Origin of the sequence: Tenacibaculum sediminilitoris (genome assembly GCF_964513795.1) — a bacterium.
GTDB classification, from domain to species: Bacteria; Bacteroidota; Bacteroidia; order Flavobacteriales; family Flavobacteriaceae; genus Polaribacter; species Polaribacter sediminilitoris.
In genome coordinates this window covers 104,650-130,058 of sequence record NZ_CAZEQR010000048.1, presented here as the reverse complement: position 1 = coordinate 130,058, position 25,409 = coordinate 104,650, and the positions used below count along the sequence as shown (strand labels likewise).

36 protein-coding genes are annotated in these 25,409 nt (G+C 34.1%); 2 read left to right on the top strand and 34 right to left on the bottom strand.

Features of this window, described 5'->3' with window-relative positions; all coding sequences use genetic code 11:
* Window positions 1–94 precede the first annotated feature (94 nt).
* From eno to rpsL, 34 genes are all read right to left on the bottom strand, one after another.
* Window positions 95–1,384: a phosphopyruvate hydratase gene (gene eno, locus ACKTSW_RS11895; RefSeq protein WP_408025470.1), complete on the bottom strand. Its 1,290-nt coding sequence runs from the start codon at window positions 1,382–1,384 to the stop codon at window positions 95–97.
* 108 nt (window positions 1,385–1,492) lie between these two features.
* Window positions 1,493–2,602, bottom strand: a complete 1,110-nt coding sequence (gene carA / locus ACKTSW_RS11890) for a glutamine-hydrolyzing carbamoyl-phosphate synthase small subunit (protein WP_408025469.1) — start codon at window positions 2,600–2,602, stop codon at window positions 1,493–1,495.
* A gap of 96 nt (window positions 2,603–2,698) precedes the next feature.
* Window positions 2,699–3,175, bottom strand: a complete 477-nt coding sequence (gene rplQ, locus ACKTSW_RS11885; protein WP_408025468.1) for a 50S ribosomal protein L17 — start codon at window positions 3,173–3,175, stop codon at window positions 2,699–2,701.
* Window positions 3,176–3,237: 62 nt separating this feature from the next.
* Window positions 3,238–4,230, bottom strand: a complete 993-nt coding sequence (locus ACKTSW_RS11880) for a DNA-directed RNA polymerase subunit alpha (protein ID WP_408025467.1) — start codon at window positions 4,228–4,230, stop codon at window positions 3,238–3,240.
* Window positions 4,231–4,330: 100 nt separating this feature from the next.
* Entirely contained in the window at window positions 4,331–4,936 is a 606-nt protein-coding gene (rpsD, locus tag ACKTSW_RS11875) for a 30S ribosomal protein S4 (RefSeq protein ID WP_408025466.1), read from the bottom strand.
* 132 nt (window positions 4,937–5,068) lie between these two features.
* Window positions 5,069–5,455, bottom strand: coding sequence for a 30S ribosomal protein S11 (gene rpsK / locus ACKTSW_RS11870; RefSeq protein ID WP_047789818.1), 387 nt, complete (start codon window positions 5,453–5,455; stop codon window positions 5,069–5,071).
* A 33-nt stretch (window positions 5,456–5,488) separates the two neighbouring features.
* A complete protein-coding gene (rpsM, locus tag ACKTSW_RS11865; protein ID WP_408025465.1) occupies window positions 5,489–5,854 on the bottom strand; it encodes a 30S ribosomal protein S13 in 366 nt (121 codons plus the stop codon).
* A gap of 2 nt (window positions 5,855–5,856) precedes the next feature.
* Window positions 5,857–5,973: a type B 50S ribosomal protein L36 gene (gene ykgO / locus ACKTSW_RS11860; protein ID WP_010181906.1), complete on the bottom strand. Its 117-nt coding sequence runs from the start codon at window positions 5,971–5,973 to the stop codon at window positions 5,857–5,859.
* 12 nt (window positions 5,974–5,985) lie between these two features.
* Window positions 5,986–6,201 (bottom strand): translation initiation factor IF-1, encoded by a 216-nt coding sequence (gene infA / locus ACKTSW_RS11855; protein ID WP_024740627.1) that lies wholly within the window; start codon window positions 6,199–6,201, stop codon window positions 5,986–5,988.
* Between the two features lies 1 nt (window position 6,202).
* Complete coding sequence (secY, locus tag ACKTSW_RS11850) at window positions 6,203–7,522, bottom strand: preprotein translocase subunit SecY (protein WP_408025509.1); 1,320 nt, start codon at window positions 7,520–7,522, stop codon at window positions 6,203–6,205.
* 12 nt (window positions 7,523–7,534) lie between these two features.
* Complete coding sequence (rplO, locus tag ACKTSW_RS11845; protein WP_408025464.1) at window positions 7,535–7,984, bottom strand: 50S ribosomal protein L15; 450 nt, start codon at window positions 7,982–7,984, stop codon at window positions 7,535–7,537.
* Between the two features lie 12 nt (window positions 7,985–7,996).
* A complete protein-coding gene (gene rpmD, locus ACKTSW_RS11840) occupies window positions 7,997–8,179 on the bottom strand; it encodes a 50S ribosomal protein L30 (RefSeq protein ID WP_115900438.1) in 183 nt (60 codons plus the stop codon).
* 11 nt (window positions 8,180–8,190) lie between these two features.
* Window positions 8,191–8,715 (bottom strand): 30S ribosomal protein S5, encoded by a 525-nt coding sequence (gene rpsE, locus ACKTSW_RS11835; RefSeq protein WP_408025508.1) that lies wholly within the window; start codon window positions 8,713–8,715, stop codon window positions 8,191–8,193.
* Window positions 8,716–8,723: 8 nt separating this feature from the next.
* Window positions 8,724–9,074, bottom strand: a complete 351-nt coding sequence (rplR, locus tag ACKTSW_RS11830; protein WP_408025463.1) for a 50S ribosomal protein L18 — start codon at window positions 9,072–9,074, stop codon at window positions 8,724–8,726.
* A gap of 18 nt (window positions 9,075–9,092) precedes the next feature.
* Window positions 9,093–9,638, bottom strand: a complete 546-nt coding sequence (gene rplF, locus ACKTSW_RS11825) for a 50S ribosomal protein L6 (protein ID WP_408025462.1) — start codon at window positions 9,636–9,638, stop codon at window positions 9,093–9,095.
* Window positions 9,639–9,654: 16 nt separating this feature from the next.
* Complete coding sequence (gene rpsH / locus ACKTSW_RS11820; protein WP_408025461.1) at window positions 9,655–10,053, bottom strand: 30S ribosomal protein S8; 399 nt, start codon at window positions 10,051–10,053, stop codon at window positions 9,655–9,657.
* Between the two features lie 357 nt (window positions 10,054–10,410).
* A complete protein-coding gene (gene rpsN / locus ACKTSW_RS11815) occupies window positions 10,411–10,680 on the bottom strand; it encodes a 30S ribosomal protein S14 (protein WP_408025460.1) in 270 nt (89 codons plus the stop codon).
* A 4-nt stretch (window positions 10,681–10,684) separates the two neighbouring features.
* On the bottom strand, window positions 10,685–11,236 hold the full coding sequence (rplE, locus tag ACKTSW_RS11810; protein ID WP_028890737.1) for a 50S ribosomal protein L5: 552 nt from the start codon (window positions 11,234–11,236) through the stop codon (window positions 10,685–10,687).
* A gap of 2 nt (window positions 11,237–11,238) precedes the next feature.
* Entirely contained in the window at window positions 11,239–11,547 is a 309-nt protein-coding gene (gene rplX / locus ACKTSW_RS11805; protein ID WP_408025459.1) for a 50S ribosomal protein L24, read from the bottom strand.
* 14 nt (window positions 11,548–11,561) lie between these two features.
* Window positions 11,562–11,930, bottom strand: coding sequence for a 50S ribosomal protein L14 (gene rplN, locus ACKTSW_RS11800; protein WP_408025458.1), 369 nt, complete (start codon window positions 11,928–11,930; stop codon window positions 11,562–11,564).
* A gap of 1 nt (window position 11,931) precedes the next feature.
* Window positions 11,932–12,189: a 30S ribosomal protein S17 gene (gene rpsQ / locus ACKTSW_RS11795; RefSeq protein WP_099215304.1), complete on the bottom strand. Its 258-nt coding sequence runs from the start codon at window positions 12,187–12,189 to the stop codon at window positions 11,932–11,934.
* An 18-nt stretch (window positions 12,190–12,207) separates the two neighbouring features.
* Window positions 12,208–12,399, bottom strand: a complete 192-nt coding sequence (gene rpmC, locus ACKTSW_RS11790) for a 50S ribosomal protein L29 (protein ID WP_028890733.1) — start codon at window positions 12,397–12,399, stop codon at window positions 12,208–12,210.
* 13 nt (window positions 12,400–12,412) lie between these two features.
* On the bottom strand, window positions 12,413–12,844 hold the full coding sequence (gene rplP / locus ACKTSW_RS11785) for a 50S ribosomal protein L16 (protein ID WP_133534561.1): 432 nt from the start codon (window positions 12,842–12,844) through the stop codon (window positions 12,413–12,415).
* Between the two features lie 19 nt (window positions 12,845–12,863).
* Entirely contained in the window at window positions 12,864–13,580 is a 717-nt protein-coding gene (gene rpsC / locus ACKTSW_RS11780) for a 30S ribosomal protein S3 (protein WP_408025457.1), read from the bottom strand.
* 11 nt (window positions 13,581–13,591) lie between these two features.
* On the bottom strand, window positions 13,592–13,996 hold the full coding sequence (rplV, locus tag ACKTSW_RS11775) for a 50S ribosomal protein L22 (RefSeq protein WP_408025456.1): 405 nt from the start codon (window positions 13,994–13,996) through the stop codon (window positions 13,592–13,594).
* Window positions 13,997–14,005: 9 nt separating this feature from the next.
* Window positions 14,006–14,284 carry a 30S ribosomal protein S19 gene (rpsS, locus tag ACKTSW_RS11770; protein WP_028890729.1) on the bottom strand — a complete coding sequence of 93 codons (279 nt, stop codon included), beginning with the start codon at window positions 14,282–14,284 and terminating at the stop codon, window positions 14,006–14,008.
* A 6-nt stretch (window positions 14,285–14,290) separates the two neighbouring features.
* Window positions 14,291–15,115, bottom strand: coding sequence for a 50S ribosomal protein L2 (gene rplB / locus ACKTSW_RS11765; RefSeq protein ID WP_408025455.1), 825 nt, complete (start codon window positions 15,113–15,115; stop codon window positions 14,291–14,293).
* Window positions 15,116–15,126: 11 nt separating this feature from the next.
* A complete protein-coding gene (gene rplW, locus ACKTSW_RS11760; RefSeq protein WP_408025454.1) occupies window positions 15,127–15,417 on the bottom strand; it encodes a 50S ribosomal protein L23 in 291 nt (96 codons plus the stop codon).
* 8 nt (window positions 15,418–15,425) lie between these two features.
* Window positions 15,426–16,055, bottom strand: a complete 630-nt coding sequence (rplD, locus tag ACKTSW_RS11755) for a 50S ribosomal protein L4 (protein WP_408025453.1) — start codon at window positions 16,053–16,055, stop codon at window positions 15,426–15,428.
* Window positions 16,055–16,672 (bottom strand): 50S ribosomal protein L3, encoded by a 618-nt coding sequence (gene rplC, locus ACKTSW_RS11750; RefSeq protein ID WP_303506792.1) that lies wholly within the window; start codon window positions 16,670–16,672, stop codon window positions 16,055–16,057. Before rplC ends, rplD begins: the two co-directional genes overlap by 1 nt.
* 291 nt (window positions 16,673–16,963) lie before the next feature.
* Window positions 16,964–17,269, bottom strand: a complete 306-nt coding sequence (rpsJ, locus tag ACKTSW_RS11745) for a 30S ribosomal protein S10 (protein ID WP_024740605.1) — start codon at window positions 17,267–17,269, stop codon at window positions 16,964–16,966.
* A gap of 5 nt (window positions 17,270–17,274) precedes the next feature.
* Complete coding sequence (fusA, locus tag ACKTSW_RS11740) at window positions 17,275–19,392, bottom strand: elongation factor G (RefSeq protein ID WP_408025452.1); 2,118 nt, start codon at window positions 19,390–19,392, stop codon at window positions 17,275–17,277.
* 6 nt (window positions 19,393–19,398) lie between these two features.
* On the bottom strand, window positions 19,399–19,875 hold the full coding sequence (gene rpsG, locus ACKTSW_RS11735) for a 30S ribosomal protein S7 (protein ID WP_408025451.1): 477 nt from the start codon (window positions 19,873–19,875) through the stop codon (window positions 19,399–19,401).
* Between the two features lie 32 nt (window positions 19,876–19,907).
* Entirely contained in the window at window positions 19,908–20,288 is a 381-nt protein-coding gene (gene rpsL / locus ACKTSW_RS11730) for a 30S ribosomal protein S12 (RefSeq protein ID WP_115900422.1), read from the bottom strand.
* A 355-nt stretch (window positions 20,289–20,643) separates the two neighbouring features.
* Between rpsL and ACKTSW_RS11725 the strand changes: the two genes are divergently transcribed.
* A complete protein-coding gene (locus tag ACKTSW_RS11725; protein ID WP_408025450.1) occupies window positions 20,644–23,784 on the top strand; it encodes a SusC/RagA family TonB-linked outer membrane protein in 3,141 nt (1,046 codons plus the stop codon).
* 17 nt (window positions 23,785–23,801) lie between these two features.
* A complete protein-coding gene (locus tag ACKTSW_RS11720; protein ID WP_408025449.1) occupies window positions 23,802–25,286 on the top strand; it encodes a SusD/RagB family nutrient-binding outer membrane lipoprotein in 1,485 nt (494 codons plus the stop codon).
* Window positions 25,287–25,409: the final 123 nt, after the last annotated feature.

Sequence of the window (25,409 nt, the reverse complement as noted above, 5' to 3'; positions counted from 1 at the left end):
TTTTTTATACCTCTCTTTTTATCAAAAAAGACACCTTTTTATAATTAAAAAAACTCGTACTTAAGTACGAGTTTTAAAGTTTATATCAAAAGATTTATTTTACTTTAAATGCTTTTTCTTGTGGATAATAAGCTGTATCAGCTAATTGCTCTTCAATACGTAATAACTGATTGTATTTAGCCATACGATCTGAACGCGAAGCTGAACCTGTTTTAATTTGTCCACAGTTTAACGCCACAGCTAAATCAGCAATCGTATTATCTTCAGTTTCTCCAGAACGGTGACTCATTACAGAGGTATATCCTGCATTGTGTGCCATATTCACAGCTGCAATTGTTTCTGTTAATGTACCTATTTGGTTTACCTTAATTAAAATTGAATTAGCAATACTATTTTCTATTCCTCTAGATAAACGCTCAACGTTTGTTACAAATAAATCGTCTCCTACTAACTGAACTTTGTTTCCTACTTTTTCTGTTAAATACTTCCATCCATCCCAATCATTTTCATCCATTCCATCTTCAATAGAAATAATAGGGTATTTTTCACATAACTCTGCTAAATAATCAGCTTGTTCTTTACTTGTACGAACTTCCCCTTTTTCTCCTTCAAACTTAGTATAATCATATTTGCCGTCTACATAAAATTCTGCAGAAGCACAATCTAATGCAATCATTACTTCCTCTCCAAATTTGTATCCAGCGTTTTTAGTAGCTAAAGCAATTGTTTCAATAGCGTCTTCTGTTCCTTCTAAAGTAGGAGCAAAACCTCCTTCATCTCCTACTGCTGTAGATAAATTGCGGTCATGCAATACTTTCTTTAAGTTGTGAAAAATTTCAGATCCTACTTGCATTGCTTCTGTAAAGTTTTTCGCTTTTACAGGCATTACCATAAACTCTTGAAACGCAATAGGTGCATCTGAATGAGAGCCTCCATTGATGATATTCATCATAGGAACTGGTAACGTGTTTGCTGAAACTCCACCTACATAACGATATAATGGTAATCCTAATTCATTGGCTGCTGCTTTTGCTGCTGCTAAAGAAACACCTAAAATAGCATTGGCTCCTAAAACTGATTTGTTAGGAGTTCCATCTAAATCAATCATAAGTTGATCGATCATGTTTTGTTCAAAAACCGATACCCCTAATAATTCTTGAGCTATCACAGTGTTTACATTTTCAACAGCTTTTAACACTCCTTTACCCATATAGTTAGCTCCTCCATCACGCAGCTCTACTGCTTCATGCTCTCCTGTAGATGCTCCTGATGGTACAGCTGCTCTACCTACAATTCCATTTTCTGTAGTTACGTCTACTTCTATAGTTGGATTACCTCTTGAATCAAAAATTTGACGCGCGTGGATGTTGATTATAATACTCATAGTGTTTATTTTTTACTCTTTAACAAAGCTAAGAGTGGTATGAAATTTATTTTAATTATAGATTCCCGTAAATTTTAATTCACGGGAATCTCTATATATTTTTATTTTTTAAGCTTTTACTTTGTTGATATTTTCGATAAACTGGTCAAATAAGTACTCTGCATCATGAGGTCCAGGACTAGCTTCTGGGTGGTATTGTACAGAAAAAACATTTTTAGATTTCATTCTAATACCAGCAACTGTATTATCGTTTAAGTGTACATGTGTAATTTCTACATCTGGATGTGCTTCTGTTTCTTCTCTATTAATAGCAAAACCATGATTTTGAGAAGTTATCTCTCCTTTTCCAGTAAGTAAGTTTTTTACTGGGTGATTAATTCCTCGGTGACCGTTATGCATCTTATACGTTGAAATTCCATTAGCTAATGCAATTACTTGATGACCTAGACAAATTCCGAACAACGGTAAATCTTTCTCTATAATTTCTTTTGCTATTTTTTGAGCTTCTTTTAAAGGTTCAGGGTCTCCTGGTCCATTAGAAATAAAATACCCGTCTGGTTTGAAATCGCTCATTTCCTCAAAACTTGCATTGTATGGATACACTTTTATATAAGCACCTCTTTTTGCGAAATTTCTTAATATATTTTTCTTAATACCAATATCTAAAGCTGATATTTTTATGGGTGCATTCTCATCTCCTACAAAGTAAGGTTCTTTAGTTGACACTTTTGAAGCTAACTCTAAACCTTCCATGTTTGGAATATTAGCTAACTGCTTCTTTAACTCATCAATCTTATCTACTTCTGTAGAGATAATTGCATTCATTGCTCCATTATCTCTAATATAAGATACTAACGCTCGAGTATCAACATCTGAAATAGCTACTAAATTATATTTCTTGAACCAATCAAATAAGTTCCCGTCAGAATCTACTCTAGAATGTGTAAAACTAAAATTACGACAGATTAATCCTGAAATCTTAATCCCGTCCGATTCTACTTCTTCCTTATTAATTCCATAGTTACCTATGTGAGCGTTAGTGGTAACCATTAATTGCCCAAAATAGGAAGGGTCTGTAAAAATTTCTTGGTATCCTGTCATACCTGTATTAAAACAAATTTCTCCTGTTGCGGTTCCTTCTATTCCTATAGATTTACCGTAGAAAATAGTTCCGTCAGCTAATAGAACTAATGCTTTTTTACGTGTTTGATATTTCATTTAGTGTGTTGTGTAATTTGTTAGCAAAAATATATAAAAAAAGGGACAAACATTAAATGTTTATCCCTTTGATATAATTTATAAAAATTTTCATTTTTATTCTTCTTCTTGTGATGTTTGAGTTTCAACAGCAGCTGTTTCAGTTTTCTTCGCTCCACCTCTACGGCTACGACGAGTATTCTTTTTAGCTTTGTTACCTTTTGGATTGTATAACTCGTTATAATCAACTAATTCTACCATTGCCATAGGAGCGTTATCTCCTTGACGGTTTCCTAATTTGATTATACGTACATACCCTCCTGGTCTGTCTGCAACTTTTACAGAGATTTCTTTGAACAACTCTGTAACAGCAAACTTATCACGTAAATAACTAAATACTACACGACGGTTGTGTGTTGTATCTTCTTTTGATTTTGTAATTAAAGGTTCAACAAACTTACGTAAAGCTTTCGCTTTAGCTTCTGTAGTATTGATACGCTTGTGCTCTATTAAAGAACAAGCCATGTTAGATAACATTGCTTTTCTGTGCGCTGTTTTTCTTCCTAAGTGATTAAATTTCTTTCCGTGTCTCATGACATTTGGTTTTAGCTTTCATCTTGCTACAACCCTATTTTAGGGGAGCAAACTATGAAAGGTTAATCTTTATCTAATTTATATTTGCTTAAATCCATTCCGAAACTTAAACCTTTGTTAGCCACTAACTCATCTAATTCAGTTAATGATTTTTTACCAAAGTTTCTGAACTTCATTAAATCGCTTTTGTTGAATGATACTAAGTCTCCTAAAGTATCTACTTCTGCAGCTTTTAAACAATTTAAAGCACGAACTGATAAATCCATATCAACTAATTTCGTCTTTAATAACTGACGCATATGTAATGATTCTTCATCATATGTTTCAGTTTGTGCAATTTCATCAGCCTCTAAAGTGATACGCTCATCAGAGAATAACATAAAGTGGTGAATTAAAATCTTAGCTGCTTCTGTTAAGGCATCTTTAGGATTGATAGAACCATCAGTATCGATGTCGAAAACTAATTTTTCATAATCGGTCTTTTGCTCTACACGGAAATTTTCAACAGCATATTTTACATTCTTTATAGGAGTGTAGATAGAATCTGTAAAAATAGTTCCTAAAGGTGCACCAGCTCTTTTATTTTCTTCTGCTGGTACAAAACCTCTACCTTTTTCAATGGTAATTTCAGCATTAAATGCTACTGATTTATCCATGTTACAAAGTACTAAATCTGGATTTAATACTTGGAAACCTGAGATAAATTTTTGTAAGTCTCCAGCGGTTAGTTGGTCTTGTCCTGAAATTGCTATAGAAACTGTTTCTCTATCAGATTCTTCAATCTGTTTCTTAAAACGTACTTGTTTTAAGTTTAAGATAATTTCAGTTACATCTTCTACTACTCCTTTGATTGTAGAAAACTCATGATCAACTCCATCAATGCGTAATGATGTAATAGCAAATCCTTCTAATGAAGATAACAATACTCTCCTTAAGGCATTACCAACTGTTAATCCAAAACCTGGTTCAAGAGGTCTAAACTCGAATCTTCCTGAAAAATCAGTAGATTCAATCATTATTACTTTATCAGGTTTTTGAAAGTTTAAAATTGCCATATTAATTTTTCTTCGTTTTAATTGTTATTCAGTTGCGCGGTTTATAAGTGTGAAGAAATACGAATAAACCCTTTGGCTGAATACCAATATTATTAATTTATTACTTAGAGTATAATTCTACGATTAACTGCTCTTTGATATTCTCAGGAATTTGTAATCTTTCTGGTACTTTAATAAAAGTTCCAGATTTTTGATCAGCATTCCAAGATAACCACTCATAAACATTGCTGTTAGATGCTAATGAATTTTCAATAGCTTCTAAAGATTTAGATTTCTCTCTTACAGCAACAACATCTCCTTCTCTTAAACTGTAAGATGGGATGTTTACGATATCTCCATTAACAGTAATATGACGGTGAGAAACTAATTGACGAGCTCCACTACGAGATGGTGAAATACCTAAACGGTAAACAACATTATCTAAACGAGATTCACATAACTGTAATAAGATTTCACCAGTTACTCCTTGAGAAGATGATGCTTTTTTAAATAAATTACGGAACTGACGCTCTAATATACCATACATATATTTAGCTTTCTGCTTCTCCATTAATTGGATAGCATATTCAGATTTTTTTCCTCTACGTTTACCAACACCGTGTTGTCCTGGAGGGTAATTTCTTTTTTCGAAGTTTTTGTCGTCTCCGAAAATTGCTTCGCCAAATTTACGAGCAATTTTAGTTTTTGGTCCTGTATATCTTGCCATTTCTAATTAGTTTAGTAGGGATTATGAATTAAGGCTTACTCCTTCGATAATCGTATTCCTACTTAGTTTTAAAATTTTATTTTTCGCGCACGAAAGTACGCTAATAAAATATAAGTTGAAAATAAATTCAACTTATACTCTACGTCTTTTAGGTGGACGACATCCATTGTGAGGGATTGGAGTAACATCAATAATTTCTGTTACCTCGATACCTGAATTGTGGATAGATCTGATTGCAGATTCTCTACCGTTACCTGGTCCTTTAACATACACTTTTACTTTACGTAAACCTGCTTCTTTTGCAACGTTTGCACAATCTTCTGCTGCTAATTGAGCTGCATAGGGAGTGTTCTTTTTAGAACCTCTGAAGCCCATTTTCCCTGCAGATGACCAAGAAATAACGTCACCTTTTTTGTTTGTTAAAGAAATAATAATATTGTTGAAAGATGCAGTTACGTGTGCTTCACCAACTGATTCTATTACAACTTTACGTTTTTTTGTTACTTTAGACTTTGCCATAATTCTTTACTATTAGTAAAAAATAATCAATGATTATTTTTTCTTGTTAGCTACAGTTTTTCTCTTACCTTTTCTTGTACGAGAGTTATTCTTTGTTCTTTGTCCACGTAATGGTAAACCAAGTCTGTGACGAATACCTCTTTGACATCCGATATCCATTAAACGCTTAATGCTTAATTGAACCTCAGAACGTAACTCACCTTCTATAGTGTAAGTTCCAACTTGCTCACGAATTGCTGCAATTTGATCATCAGTCCAGTCTTGAACTTTGATACTTTCATCTATTTTAGCAGTAGCTAAAATCTCTTTAGCTCTACTTTTTCCTATACCAAAGATGTAAGTTAAAGCGATAACACCTCTTTTATTCTTTGGAATATCTATACCTGCGATTCTTGCCATAACTACCCTTGTCTTTGTTTAAATCTAGGATTCTTTTTGTTAATTACATATAATCTGCCTTTTCTGCGTACAATTTTGCAGTCGGCACTTCTTTTCTTTAATGATGCTCTTACTTTCATCAGTGTGTGTTTTTAATATCTGTAAGTAATTCTTGCTTTTGATAAATCATACGGACTCATTTCTAACTTCACCTTATCTCCTGGTAAAAGTTTGATATAATGCATACGCATTTTCCCTGAAATGTGAGCCGTAACAATATGTCCGTTCTCTAATTCTACTCGAAACATTGCATTTGATAATGCTTCAGTAATAGTTCCGTCTTGTTGAATTGCTGGTTGCTTAGCCATATTATTTTAATGATTTTCTGTTACTGTTACCTGTTTTCATTAAACCATCATAACGACTGTTTAATAAATACGAGTTAATTTGCTGTATAGTGTCTATCGCAACTCCTACCATAATGATTAAAGATGTTCCTCCGTAAAACATTGCCCAGTTTTGAGTAACTCCAAACTTCACAATGATTGCTGGTAAAATAGATAAAGCTGCTAAAAATATAGATCCTGGTAATGTGATTTTGGACAATACTGAATCTAAAAAGTTTGCTGTTTCTTCACCTGGTTTATACCCTGGAACAAAACCATTACTTCTCTTTAAGTCTTCTGCCATTTTATTCGTTGGAATAGTAATAGCTGTATAAAAGTAACTAAAAACAATAATTAATAAAGCAAATATAGCGTTATACCATAAACCGTTAATATCAGTTAAACTGTTTAATGCTGGATACTTTTGACCTAATGCTATTGGTAAAAACATAATAGCTTGTGCAAAAATAATTGGCATTACACCAGCTGCATTCAATTTTAATGGAATGTACTGTCTTGCACCATCAACATCTTTAATATTTGTAACTGCTGTACGACGAGCGTATTGAACGGCTACTTTACGTACTGCTGTAACTAATAATACGGTTAACAAGATTACCACAAACCAAACTATTAATTCGATTAAAATCATCATAATCCCTCCAGCACCTGCAGTTTGCTTAGAAACTAATTCTTGAATAAATGCCGCTGGGAAGTTTGCGATAATACCTACAGTAATTAATAATGAAATTCCATTACCAACTCCTTTGTCTGTAATACGCTCTCCTAACCACATAGCAAAGATTGTTCCTGCACTTAAAAGAATAATTGATGATATCCAAAATGTTGCTCCTGTTACTAAGAATGCTTCTGGCCCTAATCCCATTTGATTTTGAATTACTCCAATATAGGTTGGTGCCTGAAACAACGTAATAGCAATCGTAAGCCATCTTGTTATTTGCGTAATCTTCTTACGTCCACTTTCTCCATCTTTTTGTAATTTTTGTAAATATGGTACAGCAATACCCATTAACTGAACTACAATAGATGCAGAAATATAAGGCATTATACCAAGTGCCATAACTGACGCTCTAGCAAATGCCCCACCTGTAAATGCGTTTAATAAACCTAAAAGTCCACCGTCAGTGCTGTCTTTTAATGCTGATAACTGAGTGGGATCAATTCCTGGTAATGGAACTGCTGCCATAAAACGATATACAGCGATTAAACCCAAGGTTAAAAGTAATTTCTCTTTTAACTCTTCAATCTTCCAAATGTCTTTTAAAGTATTTATAAAATTCATCATTTACAATTCTTATAATGTTACTGCTTCACCTCCTGCTGCTTCAATAGCAGCTTTAGCTGATGCTGTAAATTTATGTACATTTATATTTAATTTAGCTTTTAACTCTCCACCACCTAATATCTTTACTAAGTCGTTTTTACGAGCTAATCTGTTTTCTACTAAAACATCTAAATTAACTGTATCTGTTATCTTTCCGTTATCTACTAATGATTGTAATTTGTCTAAATTAACACCAACATACTCTTTACGATTAATGTTAGTGAATCCAAATTTAGGCACACGTCTTTGAAGTGGCATTTGTCCTCCTTCAAATCCTATTTTACGAGAATAACCAGAACGAGATTTAGCTCCTTTGTGTCCTCTTGTAGAGGTACCTCCGTGTCCAGAACCTTCTCCACGAGCGATTCTTTTACCGCTTTTTGTAGATCCTGTTGCTGGTTTTAAGTTATGTAAACTCATCTTTATATTGTCTTATTTAATTTCCTCTACAGAAACTAAGTGTGAAACTTTACTTACCATTCCCAAAATTGTAGCTGATGCATCATGTTCTACAGTTTGGTTCATTTTACGTAAACCTAACGCCTCTAACGTTCTTTTTTGATTTTTAAGGCGACCGATTTGACTTTTTACTTGTGTAACTCTAATTTTACTCATCGTCTTAAATTTTAACCGTTAAAAACTTTCTCTAAAGATATACCTCTTTGCTTAGCAATAGTTGAAGCACTACGCAATTGTAATAAAGCATCAAAAGTTGCTTTTACTACATTATGAGGGTTTGATGATCCTTGAGACTTTGATAATACGTCTTTAATACCAACAGCTTCTAATACTAAACGTACAGCACCACCGGCAATAACTCCAGTACCATGAGAAGCTGGTTTAATATAAACTTTTGCTCCACCAAATTTACCTTTTTGTTCGTGAGGTAATGTTCCGTCTAAAATAGGAATACGTACTAAATTTTTCTTTGCATCTTCCACTGCTTTTGCAATTGCAGAAGATACATCTTTAGACTTCCCTAATCCATGACCTACAACACCGTTACCATCTCCTACTACTACGATTGCAGAGAAACCAAATGCTCTACCTCCTTTAGTTACTTTGGTAACACGTTGTACACCTACTAATTTATCTACAAGCTCTAATCCGCTTGGTTTTACTCTTTCTACGTTTTTATATCCTAACATAATATAATTTCTTAAAATTTTAAACCAGCTTCTCTTGCAGCGTCTGCTAATACTTTAACTCTACCGTGATATAAATATCCGTTACGATCAAAAGCAACAGTATCAACACCAGCTTTAACAGCTTTTTCAGCAATAGCTTTTCCTACAGCTGTAGCTGTCTCTGCTTTAGAACCAGATGTAATTTCTTTATCTCTTGATGATGCAGATGCTAATGTTACACCAGCAACGTCATCGATTAACTGAGCATAGATTTCTTTGTTACTTCTAAATACTGATAACCTAGGTTTAGCAGCTGTACCAGTAACTATTTTTCTAATTCTATACTTAATTCGTTGTCTTCTTTCAAGCTTTGATAATGCCATAATAATTTCTCTTATTTATTATGCAGATTTACCTGCTTTTCTTCTTAATACTTCTCCTACAAACTTAATTCCTTTTCCTTTGTAAGGCTCTGGCCTACGGAATGAACGAATTTTTGCTGCAACTTGACCTACTAACTGTTTGTCATGTGAAGTTAATTTTACGATTGGATTCTTACCTTTTTCAGATACCGTCTCAACCTTAACTTCTGGAGCTAAATCTAAAACAATGTTATGAGAGAAACCTAAGGCTAACTCTAATTTTTGACCTTGGTTAGATGCTCTATAACCAACACCTACTAACTCTAACTCTTTAGAAAAACCTTTACTAACTCCTTCAACCATATTATTGATTAAAGCACGATATAAACCGTGTGCAGCACGATGGTCTTTACTTTCTGATGGCCTCTCTAAAGTGATTGTACCATCTTCTACTTTTACAGTAATACCAGATTGAATTTCTTGAGTTAACTCTCCTAATTTACCTTTTACTGTAACCACATTTCCGTCTACTTTTACTTCAACACCTTGTGGCAATGCGATTGGATTTTTTCCTATTCTACTCATCTTACAAAATGTTTTTTTAGTAAACGTAACATAATACTTCACCACCAACGTTCTCTAGTCTTGCTTTTTTATTTGTCATCACACCTCTAGATGTAGAAACAATAGCAATACCTAATCCGTTTAATACTCTTGGCATTTCTTTTGCGCCAACGTATCTACGTAAACCTGGTGTTGAAATTCTTTGAATCTTTCTGATTACTGATTCTTTCGTATCACGGTCATATTTTAAAGCTATCTTGATAGTTCCTTGAACTTTATCATCATTAAATTGATAACTTAAAATGTAACCTTGATCGAACAAAATTTTCGTCATTTCCTTCTTCAACTTTGAAGCAGGAATTTCAACTACTCTGTGATTTGCTGCAATAGCATTTCTCACACGAGTAAGAAAATCCGCAATTGGATCTGTATACATAGTTAATTAAATTGCGGTTTTGGTTTTTAGTAATTTTAGCTTACCTAATAATTATAATTACTAAACCTGAAACCAGTTAATACTTATTTTTAGTTTTTAAGGGAAAATCTCATAAGCATTATACTACAATAAGTATTTACTTACAAGGCATAATTTACCTTACAAAAACAGTGTGCAAATATACATAAACTTTTTAAAAATCAAACCTTTTTAATCATTATCATTTTTAGTATCAAAATATTACGTTTTAACAAGCATATTAAATCTAAAAGATATACTTATTACAACTCTATACAATACAAAAAAGGTGTACAATTTTTTATTGTACACCTTTACATTTTATTTAAAGAGCTATTTTTACCAGCTTGCTTTCTTTACTCCTGGAATTAATCCTTGGTTAGCCATTTCACGAAAAGTTACACGTGAAATTCCGAACTGACGCATGTATCCTTTAGGACGTCCAGTTAGTTTACAACGATTGTGCATTCTAATTGGTGATGCGTTTTTTGGTAACTTTTGTAATCCTTCATAGTCTCCAGCTTCTTTTAAAGCTTTTCTCTTTTCAGCATATTTAGCGACCACTTTAGCTCTTTTGCGCTCACGCGCTTTCATTGATTCTTTAGCCATCTTATTAATTCTTTTTAAATGGTAATCCTAATTCTCCTAATAATGATTTAGCTTCTTTATCAGTGTTTGCAGATGTTACAAAAGTAATATCCATTCCACTAATTTTTTTCACTTGATCAATATTAATCTCTGGGTAGATGATTTGTTCAGTAATTCCTAAATTGTAATTACCTCTACCATCAAAACCATTTGCTTTGATTCCGTTAAAGTCTCTTACACGTGGTAAAGAAGCTGTAACTAATCTATCTAAAAATTCGTACATTTTATCTCCTCTTAACGTAACTTTTGCACCAATTGGCATTCCTTTACGTAATTTGAAGTTTGCAACGTCTTTTTTAGAGATTGTAGATACTGCTTTTTGACCTGTAATTGTAGTTAACTCATCAATAGCATATTCTATTAATTTCTTATCTGCTATAGCTGCACCAACACCTTTACTTACAACGATTTTTTGTAATTTAGGTACTTGCATTACATTGCTATAACCAAATTCATCAGTAAGAGCTTTGATAACTCTGCTCTTGTACTCTTCTTTTAATCTTGGTACGTAACTCATTGTTATATTGCTTTATCTGATTTTTTTGAAATTCTTACTTTCTTATCTCCTTCTACTTTATATCCTACTCTTACTGCTTCACCGTTTTCGACTAAAGCAATGTTTGATATGTGTAATGGAGCTTCTTTCTTTACAATTCCTCCTTGTGGATTTGCAGCACTTGGTTTAGTGTGTTTAGATACCATATTAACACCTTCTACAAGTACTCTGTCCTTATCTTTTAGGATTTGTAAAACCTTTCCTTCAGATCCTTTGTGATCTCCTGCTATAACTTTAACAGTATCTCCTGATTTAATTTTAAATTTTTTCATTTTAAAATCTGATTTTATAACACCTCAGGTGCTAATGATACTATTTTCATAAATTGTTTCTCACGTAATTCACGAGCCACAGGTCCAAATACACGTGTTCCTCTCATTTCCTCATTAGGGTTTAAAAGTACACAAGCATTGTCATCAAATCTGATATATGATCCGTCTTTACGTCTAACTTCTTTCTTAGTGCGAACAACAACTGCACGAGATACTTGACCTTTCTTTACAGTTCCGTTTGGAGTTGCAGATTTTACTGATACTACAATTTTATCTCCAACGCTAGCGTAACGCTTTTTTGTTCCTCCTAAAACTCTAATCACTAAAACTTCTTTTGCTCCAGTGTTATCTGCGACTTTTAATCTTGATTCTGTCTGTAACATATTATTTAGCTCTTTCTAGGATTTCTACTAATCTCCAACGTTTAGATTTACTCATAGGACGTGTTTCCATGATCCTTACAGTATCACCTTCGTTGCAATCGTTATTCTCGTCATGTGCAACGTACTTCTTAGTCTTTAATACGAACTTTCCGTACATTGGGTGCTTTACTCTTTTTACCTCGTTTACAACGATAGATTTCTCCATCTTGTTACTAGATACTACACCGATTCTCTCTTTTCTAAGATTTCTTTTTTCCATCTTTAAAACTGACTAGAATTATTGTAATTCTCTTTTAGTTAACTCTGTAGCAATTCTTGCTACAGTTTTTCTTAAGCTACGTAACTCTAATGGGTTTTCCAGTGGAGTTATGGCATGAGCCATCTTAAGATCAGTATAATTTTTCTTCAACGCTCCTAGCTTTTCTTGTAAGTCAGCTGTTGATAATTCTTTAATTTCTGATTGTTTCATGATCTAATTAGAATTAAGCGTTATAATCAAAATCTCTTGCTATCACAAACTTCGTTTTTACAGGAAGTTTTTGTGCTGCTAAACGTAAAGCTTCTTTTGCTACTTCCATTGGTACTCCGCCAACTTCAAACAAAATTCTACCTGGTTTTACAACAGCTACAAAATGGTCAGGTGCACCTTTACCTTTACCCATACGTACCTCTAATGGTTTCTTAGTGATAGGTTTATCTGGGAAAATTTTAATCCAAAGTTGCCCCTCTCTTTTCATATAACGAGTTGCCGCAATACGAGCTGCCTCAATTTGACGAGAGGTAAGTAAGTTCTGGTCTAAAGATTTGATACCAAACATTCCGTTAGAAAGTTCAGTTCCTCTACCAGAGTTACCTTTCATATTTCCTTTCGCCTTCTGTACCTTACGGTATTTTACTCTTTTTGGCTGTAACATTGTTAATTTCTTTTAAAAATTATTTTCTTCTGCGAGGTTGACGTTTGCCACCACCTTTGTTTCCACTACCTTTTTGCTTAGATAGTCCAACTAATGGAGATAATTCACGTTTTCCATAAACCTCACCTTTCATAATCCATACCTTCACACCGATTCTTCCGTATGTAGTATGTGCTTCAACAAGTGCATAATCGATATCTGCCCTGAAGGTAGAAAGAGGAATTCTTCCTTCTTTGTAATGTTCAGAACGTGCCATTTCAGCCCCGTTTAAACGACCTGATAATTGCACTTTGATTCCTTCTGCATTCATTCTCATTGCAGCAGCGATAGCCATTTTTGTAGCTCTCTTGTAAGAAATTCTATTTTCTATTTGACGTGCAACACTAGCTGCAACCAATTTAGCATCTAATTCTGGACGCTTAATTTCGAAAATATTAATTTGAACTTCTTTACCTGTAATTTTCTTAAGCTCTTCTTTTAACTTGTCTACCTCTTGACCTCCTTTACCAATAATGATACCTGGACGTGCAGTGGTGATAGTAACGGTTACAAGTTTTAAAGTACGCTCGATAATTACACGAGAAACACTTGCTTTAGATAAACGAGCATTGATATACTTTCTTATCTTATCATCTTCAGCAATCTTATCTCCGTAGTCATTTCCACCATACCAGTTAGATTCCCATCCTCTGATAATTCCTAAACGATTTCCTATTGGATTTGTCTTTTGTCCCATTTCTACTTTGATTAATTACTGTTATTTTTAGTTCCTAACTCTAAAGTTACGTGATTAGAACGCTTACGAATTCTATGTGCACGACCTTGTGGAGCTGGTCTTAACCTTTTTAACATACCTGCGCTATCAACACAAATTGATTTAACGTATAATCCAGCATCTTCGATACTTGCATCTTCATTTTTAGCTTGCCAGTTAGCAATAGCTGATAACAATAGCTTTTCTAAGTTACGAGATGCTTCTTTTGAACTGAATTTTAAGATTTGTAAAGCTCTTTCTACTTCTACTCCTCTTACTAAATCTGCTACCAAGCGCATTTTTCTTGGTGATGTAGGACAATTAGTTAATTTAGCGAAAGCTCTAGACTTTTTAGCTTCTTTTAACTGTGTTGCCATGTTATGTTTACGACTTCCCATAATTTCCTACTATTTTTTACCTTTATTTTTTGCACCTGCGTGTCCTCTAAAAGAACGTGTTGGTGAAAATTCGCCTAATTTATGACCTACCATGTTTTCAGTAACGTAAACTGGTACAAACTGACGTCCGTTGTGAACTGCAATTGTTTGTCCAACGAAATCTGGAGTAATCATACTTGCTCTTGACCAAGTTTTAATAACTGATTTACTACCTGCTTCTACGTTAGCTAACACTTTTTTCTCTAACTTATAGTGAACGTAAGGTCCTTTTTTTAATGATCTTGCCATGGTTTATTATTTCTTTCTACGTTCTATAATATACTTATTACTAGCTTTGGTCTTAGATCTAGTCTTATAACCTTTTGCTGGAATACCGTTTCTTGATCTTGGGTGTCCTCCAGACGAACGTCCTTCACCACCACCCATTGGGTGATCAACTGGGTTCATACGTACAGCATTTGTTCTTGGTCTTCTACCTAACCATCTACTTCTACCTGCTTTTCCAGATACTAATAATTGGTGATCAGAATTAGATACGACACCTATTGTTGCCATACAGGTTAACAAGATTAATCTCGTTTCTCCTGAAGGTAATTTTACAGTTGCATACTTACCTTCTCTAGCCATTAATTGTGCAAAAGAACCTGCAGAACGAGCCATAACAGCTCCTTGACCTGGATGTAATTCTATACAAGAAATTGTTGTACCTAATGGAATATCATTTAAATACATAGCATTTCCAACTTCTGGAGTTGCTTCTTTTCCTGAAACGATTGTTTGACCTACTTTTAATCCGTTCTGTGCAATTACATAACGTTTTTCACCATCAGCGTAACTAACTAATGCAATAAATGCAGTACGATTTGGGTCGTATTCGATAGTTTTTACTGTTGCAGGAATACCTTGCTTATCTCTTTTGAAATCGATAATACGGTATTTTTGTTTATGACCTCCACCTATATTACGTGTAGTCATTCTACCCTGATTGTTTCGACCTCCAGATCGTTTTTTCGGAGCTAATAATGATTTCTCCGGCTTATCAGTAGTAATGGTGTCGAACCCATTTACAACTCTAAAACGCTGACCTGGTGTTATTGGTTTTAATTTTCTAACTGACATTCTGTCTTTTCTTAAAGATTGTTATAAAAATCAATAGTTTCTCCTTCAGCTAACTGAACGATTGCTTTCTTATATCCACTTGTTATCCCTGTTACTAAACCTTTTTTAGTGTATTTAGTTTTTCTTTGAATAGGATAGTTCATTGTTTTTACAGATTCAATCGCTACACCATAAGTAGCTTCAACAGCTCCTTTGATTTCTAATTTGTTAGCTTTCTTCTTTACAACAAATGTATAACGGTTATTTAACTCGCTATCATTTGTAGCTTTTTCTGTAATAATAGGTTTAATTAAAATACTCATCTTGTTCCCTATTTACTTAAATTAGACTCAATTCCTTCTAGAGAGCTTTCAGAAATAACTACTTTACTAGCGTTTAAAACGCTGTATGTGTTAATACCTGAAGCATCTACTACTTTAGAACCTTTTAAGTTACGAGATGATAAGTAAACATTCTTACTTTCTTCACCTAAAACAAATAAAGACTTTTTAGCGTCTAATTCTAAAGCTTTTAATACATTGATAAACTCTTTAGTTCTTGGAGCTTCAAAATTGAAGTCTTCTACAACTACTAAATTGTTTTCTTTTGCTTGAATACTTAAAGCTGATTTACGTGCTAAACGCTTTAAGTTTTTATTTAACTTAAAAGAATAGTTTCTTGGTCTTGGACCAAACATACGTCCACCACCTCTAAAAACACCAGACTTGATACTACCTGCACGAGCTGTACCAGTTCCTTTTTGTTTTTTTATCTTTCTTGTACTACCAGTAATCTCAGCTCTTTCTTTCGATTTATGAGTACCTTGTCTTTGATTAGCCAAATACTGCTTTACATCTAAATAAATTGCATGATCATTTGGCTCAATTCCGAATACCTCGTTAGAAAGTTCAACTTTTCTACCAGTATCTTTTCCTGTAATATCTAATACTGCTACTTTCATTATTTCTCGATAGTTACATAAGAATTTTTGTGACCAGGAATTGCTCCTTTTACAACGATAAGATTCTTATCTGCAACCACTTTTAAAACTCTTAAATTTTGAACTTTTACTTTGTCTCCACCCATACGACCTGCCATACGCATTCCTTTGAATACTCTTGCAGGGTAAGATGCTGCACCAATTGAACCTGGAGCTCTTAAACGGTTATGTTGACCGTGAGTTGCTTGTCCAACTCCGGCAAAACCATGACGTTTAACAACACCTTGAAAACCTTTACCTTTAGAAACTCCTGATACATCAACGAATTCTCCTTCAGCAAAGTGTTCAACAGTAATTGAGTCACCTAATTTGTACTCACCTTCGAATCCTTGGAACTCAATGACTTTTCTTTTAGCAGATGTACCAGCTTTTTTAAAGTGTCCATCTAAAGCTTTATTAGAGCTTTTTGCTTTTTTGTCATCGAAACCAAGCTGTAACGCGTTATAGCCGTCAACCTCTTCGGTTCTGACTTGGGTAACAACGCAAGGACCTGCTTCGATTACAGTACAAGGAATATTCTTCCCGTTCTCGTCGAATAAGCTGGTCATTCCTACTTTTCTTCCTATTAACCCAGACATATTTGTTAATTTTAAGACGATTAGATATCTTTTATCCAGCGCGTCTATTAATAAAATAAATATTTGAAACAAATGTTTCTTGTTTTTCTTTCGAATCTCTCAAAAAAAAAGAGCGAAAACATCTTCACTCTCTGAATTTGTTTTTTACCGTTTTTCCTTTGCGAAACCCTCAGGACATGTCATTTCTGAATACCATCCAGAAATTTACACACTCCGAAACCTAAATTTCGGTGTGCAAAAGTAAAAAAAACTTTCGGCTTAACAAAATTAAACCGAAAGTTATTGATTTACTTATACTTTAATCTCAACTTCAACTCCACTTGGTAACTCAAGCTTCATTAATGCATCAATAGTTTTTGAAGAAGAACTATAAATGTCTAATAATCTTTTGTAAGCAGATAATTGAAATTGCTCTCTTGATTTTTTGTTTACGTGTGGTGAACGTAATACGGTAAAAATCTTTTTATTTGTTGGTAAAGGAATTGGTCCGTTTACTACAGCACCAGTACTCTTTACTGTCTTTACGATTTTTTCAGCAGACTTGTCTACTAAATTATAATCGTAAGATTTTAACTTTATTCTAATTTTTTGACTCATCTTAATTAACCTTTAGCGTTTGCGATTACTTCTTCTGAAATGTTACTTGGAGTTTCTGCATAATGAGAGAACTCCATTGTAGAAGTTGCTCTACCTGAAGATAATGTTCTTAAAGAAGTAACATACCCAAACATTTCTGATAAAGGAACGATAGCTTTCACTACTTTAGATCCAGCACGATCACTCATATCGTTTACTTGTCCTCTTCTTCTGTTTAAGTCTCCAACGATATCTCCCATGTTTTCCTCTGGCGTTAACACTTCTAATTTCATCATTGGCTCCATGATTACAGCTCTTGCAGCTTTTGCAGCAGCTTTATAACCCATTTTAGCAGCTAATTCGAATGATAATTGATCAGAATCTACAGGGTGGAAAGATCCATCCTTTAAAGTAATTTTCATCGAATCCATTTCATAACCAGCTAAAGGACCATTCTTCATTGCTTCTTTGAACCCTTTTTCTACAGACGGTACAAATTCTTTAGGAACGTTACCACCTTTAATAGTAGACTCAAATTGTAATCCTGTTACACCTTCATCAGCCGGCTCCATAGTAAATACAATATCAGCAAACTTACCACGTCCACCAGATTGTTTCTTATAAACCTCTCTGTGATTTGCAGCAGCTGTTAAAGCTTCTTTATATTCTACTTGTGGTTGCCCTTGATTTACTTCAACCTTAAACTCACGTTTTAAACGATCTACAATAATATCTAAGTGTAACTCACCCATTCCTGAAATTACTGTTTGTCCTGAGGCTTCGTCTGTTTTTACAGTAAACGTTGGGTCTTCTTCAGCTAACTTAGCTAAAGACATACCTAATTTATCTACATCAGCCTTAGTTTTAGGCTCAACAGCAATACCAATTACAGGATCTGGAAAATCCATAGATTCTAAAACGATTGGATTCTTTTCGTCTGATAAAGTATCACCTGTTTTAATATCTTTAAATCCTACTCCAGCTCCAATATCTCCTGCTTCGATATAATCGATTGCATTTTGCTTATTAGAGTGCATTTGGTAAATACGTGAAATACGTTCTTTTTTACCTGAACGGTTGTTCAACACGTAAGAACCTGCATCTAAACGACCAGAATACGCACGGAAGAAAGCTAAACGTCCTACAAAAGGATCGGTAGCAATTTTAAATGCTAAAGCAGAAAATGGTGATTTTACATCTGGTTTACGTATTTCTTCTTCACCAGTATCAGGGTTTGTTCCTATGATATTATCTCTATCTACTGGAGAAGGTAAATAACGACATACAGCATCTAATAAGAACTGCACCCCTTTATTTTTAAAAGAAGAACCACAAACCATAGGAATAATAGACATATCCATTACAGCAGCTCTTAATGCAGCATGCACTTCTTCTTCTGTAATAGAGTCTTCATCTTCCATATATTTCTCTAATAAGCTTTCGTCATAAGCTGCAACCTCTTCGATTAACTTACCACGTAACTCACGAGCTTCTTCTTTTAATTCTTCTGGAATATCAACTACATCGAAAGTTGAACCATAGTTATCGTCATGCCATATAATAGCACGGTTCTTAACTAAATCAACTATACCTTTAAAATCAGCTTCATCACCAATGTTTAATACGATTGGCACTGCATTAGACTTTAACATATCTTTTACTTGCTGACATACTGCTAAAAAGTTTGCTCCTTGGCGATCCATTTTATTAACGAATCCAATACGAGGTACTTTGTAGTTATCAGCTAAACGCCAGTTGGTTTCAGACTGTGGCTCTACTCCATCTACTGCAGAGAATAAGAACACTAATCCGTCTAATACACGTAACGAACGGTTTACCTCTACGGTAAAGTCAACGTGACCTGGAGTATCAATTATATTAAAGTGATAATCTTTAGTTTCAGGTAATGGCTTCGCGTTCTCTAATGGAAACTGCCATGTACAAGTAGTGGCTGCTGAAGTAATAGTAATACCTCTTTCAGCTTCTTGCTCCATCCAGTCCATTGTAGAAGCTCCGTCATGAACTTCTCCAATCTTATGAGACACTCCTGTATAGAAAAGGATACGCTCTGTTGTTGTTGTTTTACCAGCATCAATATGAGCAGCAATACCTATATTTCTTGTATATTTTAAATCTCTTGCCATTTCTTATTAAAATCTAAAGTGTGAGAATGCTTTGTTCGCTTCAGCCATCTTATGAGTATCTACTCTTTTCTTAACAGCAGCTCCTTCTTCTTTAGCAGCAGCTAATATTTCAGCTGCTAAACGTTGTGCCATTGTTTTCTCATTACGCTTACGCGCATATGAAATCAACCATTTAATCGCCATAGAAACCTTACGGTCTGGACGAATTTGCATTGGAATTTGGAATGTTGCTCCACCTACACGGCGAGAACGAACTTCTACGTGAGGCATCACGTTAGACAAACCATCTTTCCACACTTCTAAAGCTGACTTTTCTTCGTCAGTCTTTTTTTCATTCACGATATCCATTGCATCGTAAAACACTTTGAACGCTACAGATTTCTTACCATCCCACATTAAGTTATTCACAAAACGTGTAACCAATTGATCATTGAATCTTGGATCTGGTAACAAAACTCTTTTTTTAGCTCTTCTTTTCCTCATGTCTTTACATTAAAAAAGTTACTAATTAATTTTTACTTTTTGTCTTTAGGGCGTTTTGCACCATACTTAGATCTACGTTGGGTTCTACCCTCAACTCCTGCAGTATCTAATGCTCCACGTACCACGTGATATTTAACACCTGGTAAATCTTTTACCCTTCCACCTCTAACTAATACTATCGAGTGCTCTTGCAAATTATGTCCTTCACCTGGAATATACGCGTTGATTTCGTTACCATTGGTTAATCTCACCCTTGCCACCTTACGCATTGCTGAGTTAGGTTTCTTAGGTGTAGTGGTATACACACGCGTACAAACTCCACGTCTTTGAGGACATGATTGTAGTGCAGCCGATTTACTCTTCTTAGTTATTTTGGTTCTTCCTTTACGAACTAATTGTTGAATAGTTGGCATACTAAATTATTACTTGTTTTTAATTTGTACTTAAATTACTCTAATTTTAAGAGTGTGCAAATGTAAGACAATTTTCTAATTATCCAAGCATCAAGAAGTTATTTTCTATCCTTACCAACACAATTACAGCAATCAAACACTCAACCGCTATTACCAGTACCTAAACTAATAAGCCTAATACTAAAAAGTTAAACACATTATAAAAACAACAATATTTATTAAAAAACAAAACACAATCCTCTAAATAAAGCTCAAACAAAACATTTAATATTTATATTTTAAGAATATTTTGACAAATACCTTGTTTATTTAAGTTTTATTTATGATTTTTGGCTCAATTAATTCAAATAATTACATGATGAAAACAAAGTTTAATGGAATTTTAACGCTACTCTTAGCGTTGATTGTGCAAATATCCTTTGCTCAAGAGAAAACGATTTCAGGTACAGTTTCTGACGAAACAGGACCTCTACCTGGAGTTAATGTATTAAAGAAAGGCACCACTTTAGGTGTAGAAACTGATTTTAATGGGAAATTCTCCATTAACGCAAATACTGGAGATGTGCTTACCTTTAGTTTTGTTGGAATGAAAACTATAGAAAAAACAGTTGGTTCTTCTAACACAATGAATATTACCATGTCTAGTGATAATATTCTGGACGAAGTTGTAGTAACTGCACTTGGAATTAAAAGAGAGAAAAAATCTTTAGGTTTTGCTCAGCAAACTGTTAAAGCTGAACAATTAACTCAAACTAGAGAGGTAGACATTAACAACTCTATTGCTGGTAGAGTAGCAGGTGTTCAAATTCTTGGAGCTCCTAGTACTGGTTTTGGAAATGCTTTAATTCGTTTAAGAGGTGAGCAAAACCTTTTGTATGTTGTTGATGGTGTTAAAGTTGATAATGCTTCAGATATAAATACTGATGATATTGAAGATCTTAGTGTTTTAAAAGGTAGTGCAGCAACTGCTTTATATGGACCTATTGGAAAAAACGGGGTAGTAGTAATTACTTCTAAAAGAGGAAAAAAAGGAAAATCTTCAATAATTTTAGACCAGTCTCTTCAAGTTTCTAACGTGTATATTTTACCAGATTACCAAAATGAGTATGGTGGTGGTTATACACAACAATTTACTAATTTAAATGGCCAAAACATCCCTAACTATGCAGCTGATGAATCTTGGGGTCCAAGATTAGATGGTACATTAGTTAGACATTGGGATAGCTGGATACCAGGTTCTTCTGAGTTTGGTAAATTAAGACCTTGGTCTGCCAACCCAAATAATGTAAAGAACTTTTTCAATACTGGTATCACCAACAATACTACCTTAACATTTACGAAAGCTGGCGAAGACTACAACATCAAAACCGTTTTAAGAAATGTTGATATCGAAGGGGTTATGCCTAACTCTGAAAGACAACAGAAACAAATAAGTGTGAGCGCTAGCTACAACGTTAATGATAAATTAGAAGTTTACACTAATGTGAATTACCAAAACAGAACCACTGTGAATAATCCTAACGGAGGATATGGTGGTGTTGCCTCTAACTTTAACCAATGGTGGCAAAGACAAATAGATATTGACAGACTTAAAAGAAATGATTTTCAAAATGGTCAGTGGTATACTTGGAATATTAGAAGTACAAGTAATACTAAACCTTTATACTGGGATTCTCCGTTTTTTGAAACAGAAAACAACACTAAAAACCAAATTAAAGATGCTACTTATGGTAACTTTGGTTTAAATTATGATGTGTACGAAGATTTAAGTTTAAACGTAGAATTTAGAAGAACTGTAAATGCTTACAGAAGTAATTCAAGAGTTGGTTTTGGAGGACTAAACCAAACTGCTTATTCTGAAAGAGAAAACACTATTTCTTCATTTGAATTTTTCACAGCGGCTACATATCAAAAAGACATTAGCGATAACTTAGACATTTCTGCTACCGTTGGTTTAGAAATGAGACAAGATAAGCAACGATCTATAGATTCAGAAACTGTTGGTGGTTTAACTATCCCTGGAGTATTTTCTATTGCCTCATCTAAAGATAGACCTAATTATACTGCTTTTAATTCTGAAGCAAAAAACAATGGTTTATTTGCTACTGCTTCTTTAGGTTATAAAGACATGTTATATATTGACGGTTCTATTAGGGGAGATTGGAATTCAAACGCCAACCCTGATAAAAACAGAATAATTACATACGGTGGATCTGGAAGTTTCTTGTTTAGTAAATTAATAGGAAATAGAAACGTATTATCTTTTGGTAAATTAAGAGTTGGGTACGCTCAAGCTCCTAGTTTAGTAGCGTTTGGTAGTACTACACAAACATATCAATTGGGTACTAACTACAATGGAACTGTTCCTTTCTATAATAATACTAATCAAGCTAATCCTATAATTGAAGGAGGAGTTAGAACAGAATTTGAGGTAGGTACTGAATTACAGTTTTTAAACAATAGATTAGGAATCGACTTTACCTACTTTAATAGAAAAGATGAAGATACTCCTATAACAGTTCCTTTATCTCCTGCTTCTGGTTATTTTGGATCTAATGTAAACTCAGGGAAGTCAACTTCTACTGGTTTTGAAATTGCTTTATTAGGTACTCCTATCAAAAACGAAAACTTTGAATGGAACGTAGGATTAAATTTTGCTACATTAAAAAGAGTTACTGATGAGCTTTATATTGACCCTGAAACAGGTGAAGAAATTGAGAATCAAATATTAGACACTTCTTGGAGAGGATTAACTATTCAATCTAGAAAAGGAGAAGAATGGGGTGCTATTTATGGTAGAAAAATCACTAGAGATGATAGTGGAAATATGTTATTGGACGATCAAGGTAGAATTGAGTTTGAAGAAAATCAATATTTAGGAAACTTATTACCTGATTTCACAGGTGGATTTAACAATACATTTAGATACAAAAACATTACTTTAAATGCTCAATTTGACTTCCAAAGCGGAGGTAAATTCTTCTCTGTATCTCAAATGTTCGGACACTATTCAGGTTTATTAGAAAATACGGTAGGAAACAATGCCTTAGGAAATCCTGTAAGAGATGATGTAGTAGGTTCTGCTGGAGTTGCTAATTATGTACCAGCAAGTGACATACAACCAAATTCAGGAGGGGTTTTATTAGAAGGAGTTGATTCTACTACTGGAAGTCCAGCATCATATTATGTTGAATCTCAAACTTACTGGAATAGGTTATTTGCTTTACACGAAAGATGGATTTATGATGCTACTTACGTTAAATTAAGACAGTTATCTTTAGGGTATGACTTACCAAACAAAATGTTTGAAAACACTTTTGTTGAAAGCATTACTTTAAATGCTTTTGCGAACAACTTATGGTTAATTTACTCTAGCGTTGATGGTATTGACCCTTCAGAAATTGAAAATACTTCAGCTGGCGGTTTACGTTGGGAAGAAGGTGGTCAATTACCTAGTAGTAGAACATTTGGTTTAAATATTAAAGTTAAATTTTAATTAAAAACATTTAAATAATGAAAACATTTAAAAGCTTGTTAGCAACGGTAGCAGCCTCTATTTTATTAGTTGGTTGTGAAAGCTACGACTTTGGTGATACAGGTATAGATAAGAACAATCCTGTAAATCCAATTAGTGCATCTTTATTGACCGGTGTACAATCAAAAATAGTAGGAACTGTAAGTTTAAGCGGTACAGCAACTCCTTCGTTATATGTACAACACTTATCGCAAACACAATACACTGAAGAGTCTAGATACCAAACTATTAACTTCAACTGGAATGTAACTGGAAGTGGAACAGGTACAGATGGAACAGTAAATATTTACAACAAAATTTTCCCTAATTTACTTCAAATAATAGACCTAAATACAAATCCAGACACAAAAGGCAATGCTGCAGTGTTTGGTTCTAACAACAACCAAATTGCTGTTGCTAAAATAATGTGGGCATATTATTTCCAATGGGCAACAGACCGTTGGGGAATGCTTCCTTACAGTAATGCATTTGGAGGAGTAGCTTCTTCTAAGTCAATATATGATTCACAAGAAGAAATCTATACAGATCTTTTTGATAAAATTGATGAAGCATTAGCTCAAATGGACGGTGGTTCTGGTCCAGAAGGAGATATTCTTTTTGGAGGAAACATGTCTTCTTGGAAGAAATTTGCCAATACATTAAAAATGAACATGGCAATTCGTTTAGCGAAAGTATATCCTTCTGCTGGTGGTTATGCTGCAACTAAATTTAATGAAGCGATGAGTGCTGGAGTTATTTCTAGTGTATCAGAGGACATTATGTTTCCTTCAATTTCAAATGATGCATATGACAACCCTTACCAAGATGATTATGTAGATAGTGGTAGAACAGATGAATGTTTAAGTGATGTTTTAGTAGACAGAATGCAAGATTTAAACGACCCTAGACTTCCAATGTTTGGAGAACCTGCTGCTTCAACTGGTACTTTTGTTGGTCTTCAATACGGATGGGCAGATGCTGGATCTATTCCTAATGCTGATGTATCATTCATGAATGATGATTTAATTAAAAACGGAGAAAGAGACCTTCCAATGTTTACGTATGCGCAAATATCTTTTAATAAGGCTGAAGCTGCTTTATTGGGTTGGATATCGGGAAGTGCACAAACATATTATGAAGAAGGAGTTATTGCTTCTATGAAGCAATGGGGAGTATCTGATGCCGACGCTAACGCATATCTTTTAGAAGCTGATGTAGTTTATAATGCAGCTAATGCTATGAATCAAATAGCAGAGCAAAAATGGCTAGCATTATTTTACCAACCTTATGAAGCCTGGGCTGAATGGAGAAGATTAGATTACCCTAATTTAACACCAGCTGTTGATGCTCTTACAGGAAACTCAATCCCTGTAAGACATGCGTATCCTATTGCTGAAGCAAATCAAAACAAGTCTAACTATGAAGCTGCAGTTGCTGCTCAAGGTGAAGATGGATTATTTACAAAACTTTGGTGGGATAAATAATATTTTAAATACAAAAAAAATATCTATTTAAATATTTTTAGCCTCTTGGATTAAATTCCTTGAGGCTTTTTTTTAACATAAAAAAAATCTTCAACACTACGACTTAGAAAAAATTGCATAATC

Bases quoted from the DNA above. Each gene is read 5' to 3' on its own strand.
- rpsK (WP_047789818.1), bottom strand. From the start codon at position 5,455: ATGGCAAAGTCTAAAGTAACAAAAAAACGTAAAGTTGTAATAGAATCA.
- carA (WP_408025469.1), bottom strand. From the start codon at position 2,602: ATGAAATATCAAACACGTAAAAAAGCATTAGTTCTATTAGCTGACGGA.
- rpsD (WP_408025466.1), bottom strand. From the start codon at position 4,936: ATGGCAAGATATACAGGACCAAAAACTAAAATTGCTCGTAAATTTGGC.
- fusA (WP_408025452.1), bottom strand. From the start codon at position 19,392: ATGGCAAGAGATTTAAAATATACAAGAAATATAGGTATTGCTGCTCAT.
- infA (WP_024740627.1), bottom strand. From the start codon at position 6,201: ATGGCTAAGCAACCAGCAATTCAACAAGACGGAACTATTACTGAAGCA.
- rplB (WP_408025455.1), bottom strand. From the start codon at position 15,115: ATGTCAGTTAGAAAATTAAAACCAATAACACCAGGTCAGCGTTTTAGA.
- secY (WP_408025509.1), bottom strand. From the start codon at position 7,522: ATGAATTTTATAAATACTTTAAAAGACATTTGGAAGATTGAAGAGTTA.
- rpmD (WP_115900438.1), bottom strand. From the start codon at position 8,179: ATGAGTAAAATTAGAGTTACACAAGTAAAAAGTCAAATCGGTCGCCTT.
- rplV (WP_408025456.1), bottom strand. From the start codon at position 13,996: ATGGGAAGTCGTAAACATAACATGGCAACACAGTTAAAAGAAGCTAAA.
- rplE (WP_028890737.1), bottom strand. From the start codon at position 11,236: ATGAGTTACGTACCAAGATTAAAAGAAGAGTACAAGAGCAGAGTTATC.
- rplX (WP_408025459.1), bottom strand. From the start codon at position 11,547: ATGAAAAAATTTAAAATTAAATCAGGAGATACTGTTAAAGTTATAGCA.
- rpsN (WP_408025460.1), bottom strand. From the start codon at position 10,680: ATGGCTAAAGAATCAATGAAAGCGCGTGAGCGCAAAAGAGCTAAAGTG.
- rpsM (WP_408025465.1), bottom strand. From the start codon at position 5,854: ATGGCAAGAATCGCAGGTATAGATATTCCAAAGAATAAAAGAGGTGTT.
- rplC (WP_303506792.1), bottom strand. From the start codon at position 16,672: ATGTCTGGGTTAATAGGAAGAAAAGTAGGAATGACCAGCTTATTCGAC.
- ACKTSW_RS11880 (WP_408025467.1), bottom strand. From the start codon at position 4,230: ATGGCAATTTTAAACTTTCAAAAACCTGATAAAGTAATAATGATTGAA.
- rpsC (WP_408025457.1), bottom strand. From the start codon at position 13,580: ATGGGACAAAAGACAAATCCAATAGGAAATCGTTTAGGAATTATCAGA.
- ACKTSW_RS11720 (WP_408025449.1), top strand. From the start codon at position 23,802: ATGAAAACATTTAAAAGCTTGTTAGCAACGGTAGCAGCCTCTATTTTA.
- rpsQ (WP_099215304.1), bottom strand. From the start codon at position 12,189: ATGGAAAAAAGAAATCTTAGAAAAGAGAGAATCGGTGTAGTATCTAGT.
- eno (WP_408025470.1), bottom strand. From the start codon at position 1,384: ATGAGTATTATAATCAACATCCACGCGCGTCAAATTTTTGATTCAAGA.
- rplW (WP_408025454.1), bottom strand. From the start codon at position 15,417: ATGAGTATTTTAATTAAACCTATTATTACAGAAAAAGCTACAAATGAT.
- rplP (WP_133534561.1), bottom strand. From the start codon at position 12,844: ATGTTACAGCCAAAAAGAGTAAAATACCGTAAGGTACAGAAGGCGAAA.
- ACKTSW_RS11725 (WP_408025450.1), top strand. From the start codon at position 20,644: ATGATGAAAACAAAGTTTAATGGAATTTTAACGCTACTCTTAGCGTTG.
- rpsG (WP_408025451.1), bottom strand. From the start codon at position 19,875: ATGAGGAAAAGAAGAGCTAAAAAAAGAGTTTTGTTACCAGATCCAAGA.
- rplF (WP_408025462.1), bottom strand. From the start codon at position 9,638: ATGAGTAGAATAGGAAAAAATCCAATCGCATTGCCACAAGGTGTTGAA.
- rpsS (WP_028890729.1), bottom strand. From the start codon at position 14,284: ATGGCAAGATCATTAAAAAAAGGACCTTACGTTCACTATAAGTTAGAG.
- rplO (WP_408025464.1), bottom strand. From the start codon at position 7,984: ATGAGTTTACATAACTTAAAACCAGCAACAGGATCTACAAAAAGCGGT.
- rpmC (WP_028890733.1), bottom strand. From the start codon at position 12,399: ATGAAACAATCAGAAATTAAAGAATTATCAACAGCTGACTTACAAGAA.
- rpsH (WP_408025461.1), bottom strand. From the start codon at position 10,053: ATGTATACAGATCCAATTGCGGATTTTCTTACTCGTGTGAGAAATGCT.
- rplD (WP_408025453.1), bottom strand. From the start codon at position 16,055: ATGAAAGTAGCAGTATTAGATATTACAGGAAAAGATACTGGTAGAAAA.
- rpsL (WP_115900422.1), bottom strand. From the start codon at position 20,288: ATGCCAACTATTCAACAATTAGTTCGTAAAGGAAGAACCAAAATAACT.
- rplR (WP_408025463.1), bottom strand. From the start codon at position 9,074: ATGGCATTATCAAAGCTTGAAAGAAGACAACGAATTAAGTATAGAATT.
- rpsJ (WP_024740605.1), bottom strand. From the start codon at position 17,269: ATGAGTCAAAAAATTAGAATAAAGTTAAAATCTTACGATTATAATTTA.
- rplN (WP_408025458.1), bottom strand. From the start codon at position 11,930: ATGTTACAGACAGAATCAAGATTAAAAGTCGCAGATAACACTGGAGCA.
- ykgO (WP_010181906.1), bottom strand. From the start codon at position 5,973: ATGAAAGTAAGAGCATCATTAAAGAAAAGAAGTGCCGACTGCAAAATT.
- rplQ (WP_408025468.1), bottom strand. From the start codon at position 3,175: ATGAGACACGGAAAGAAATTTAATCACTTAGGAAGAAAAACAGCGCAC.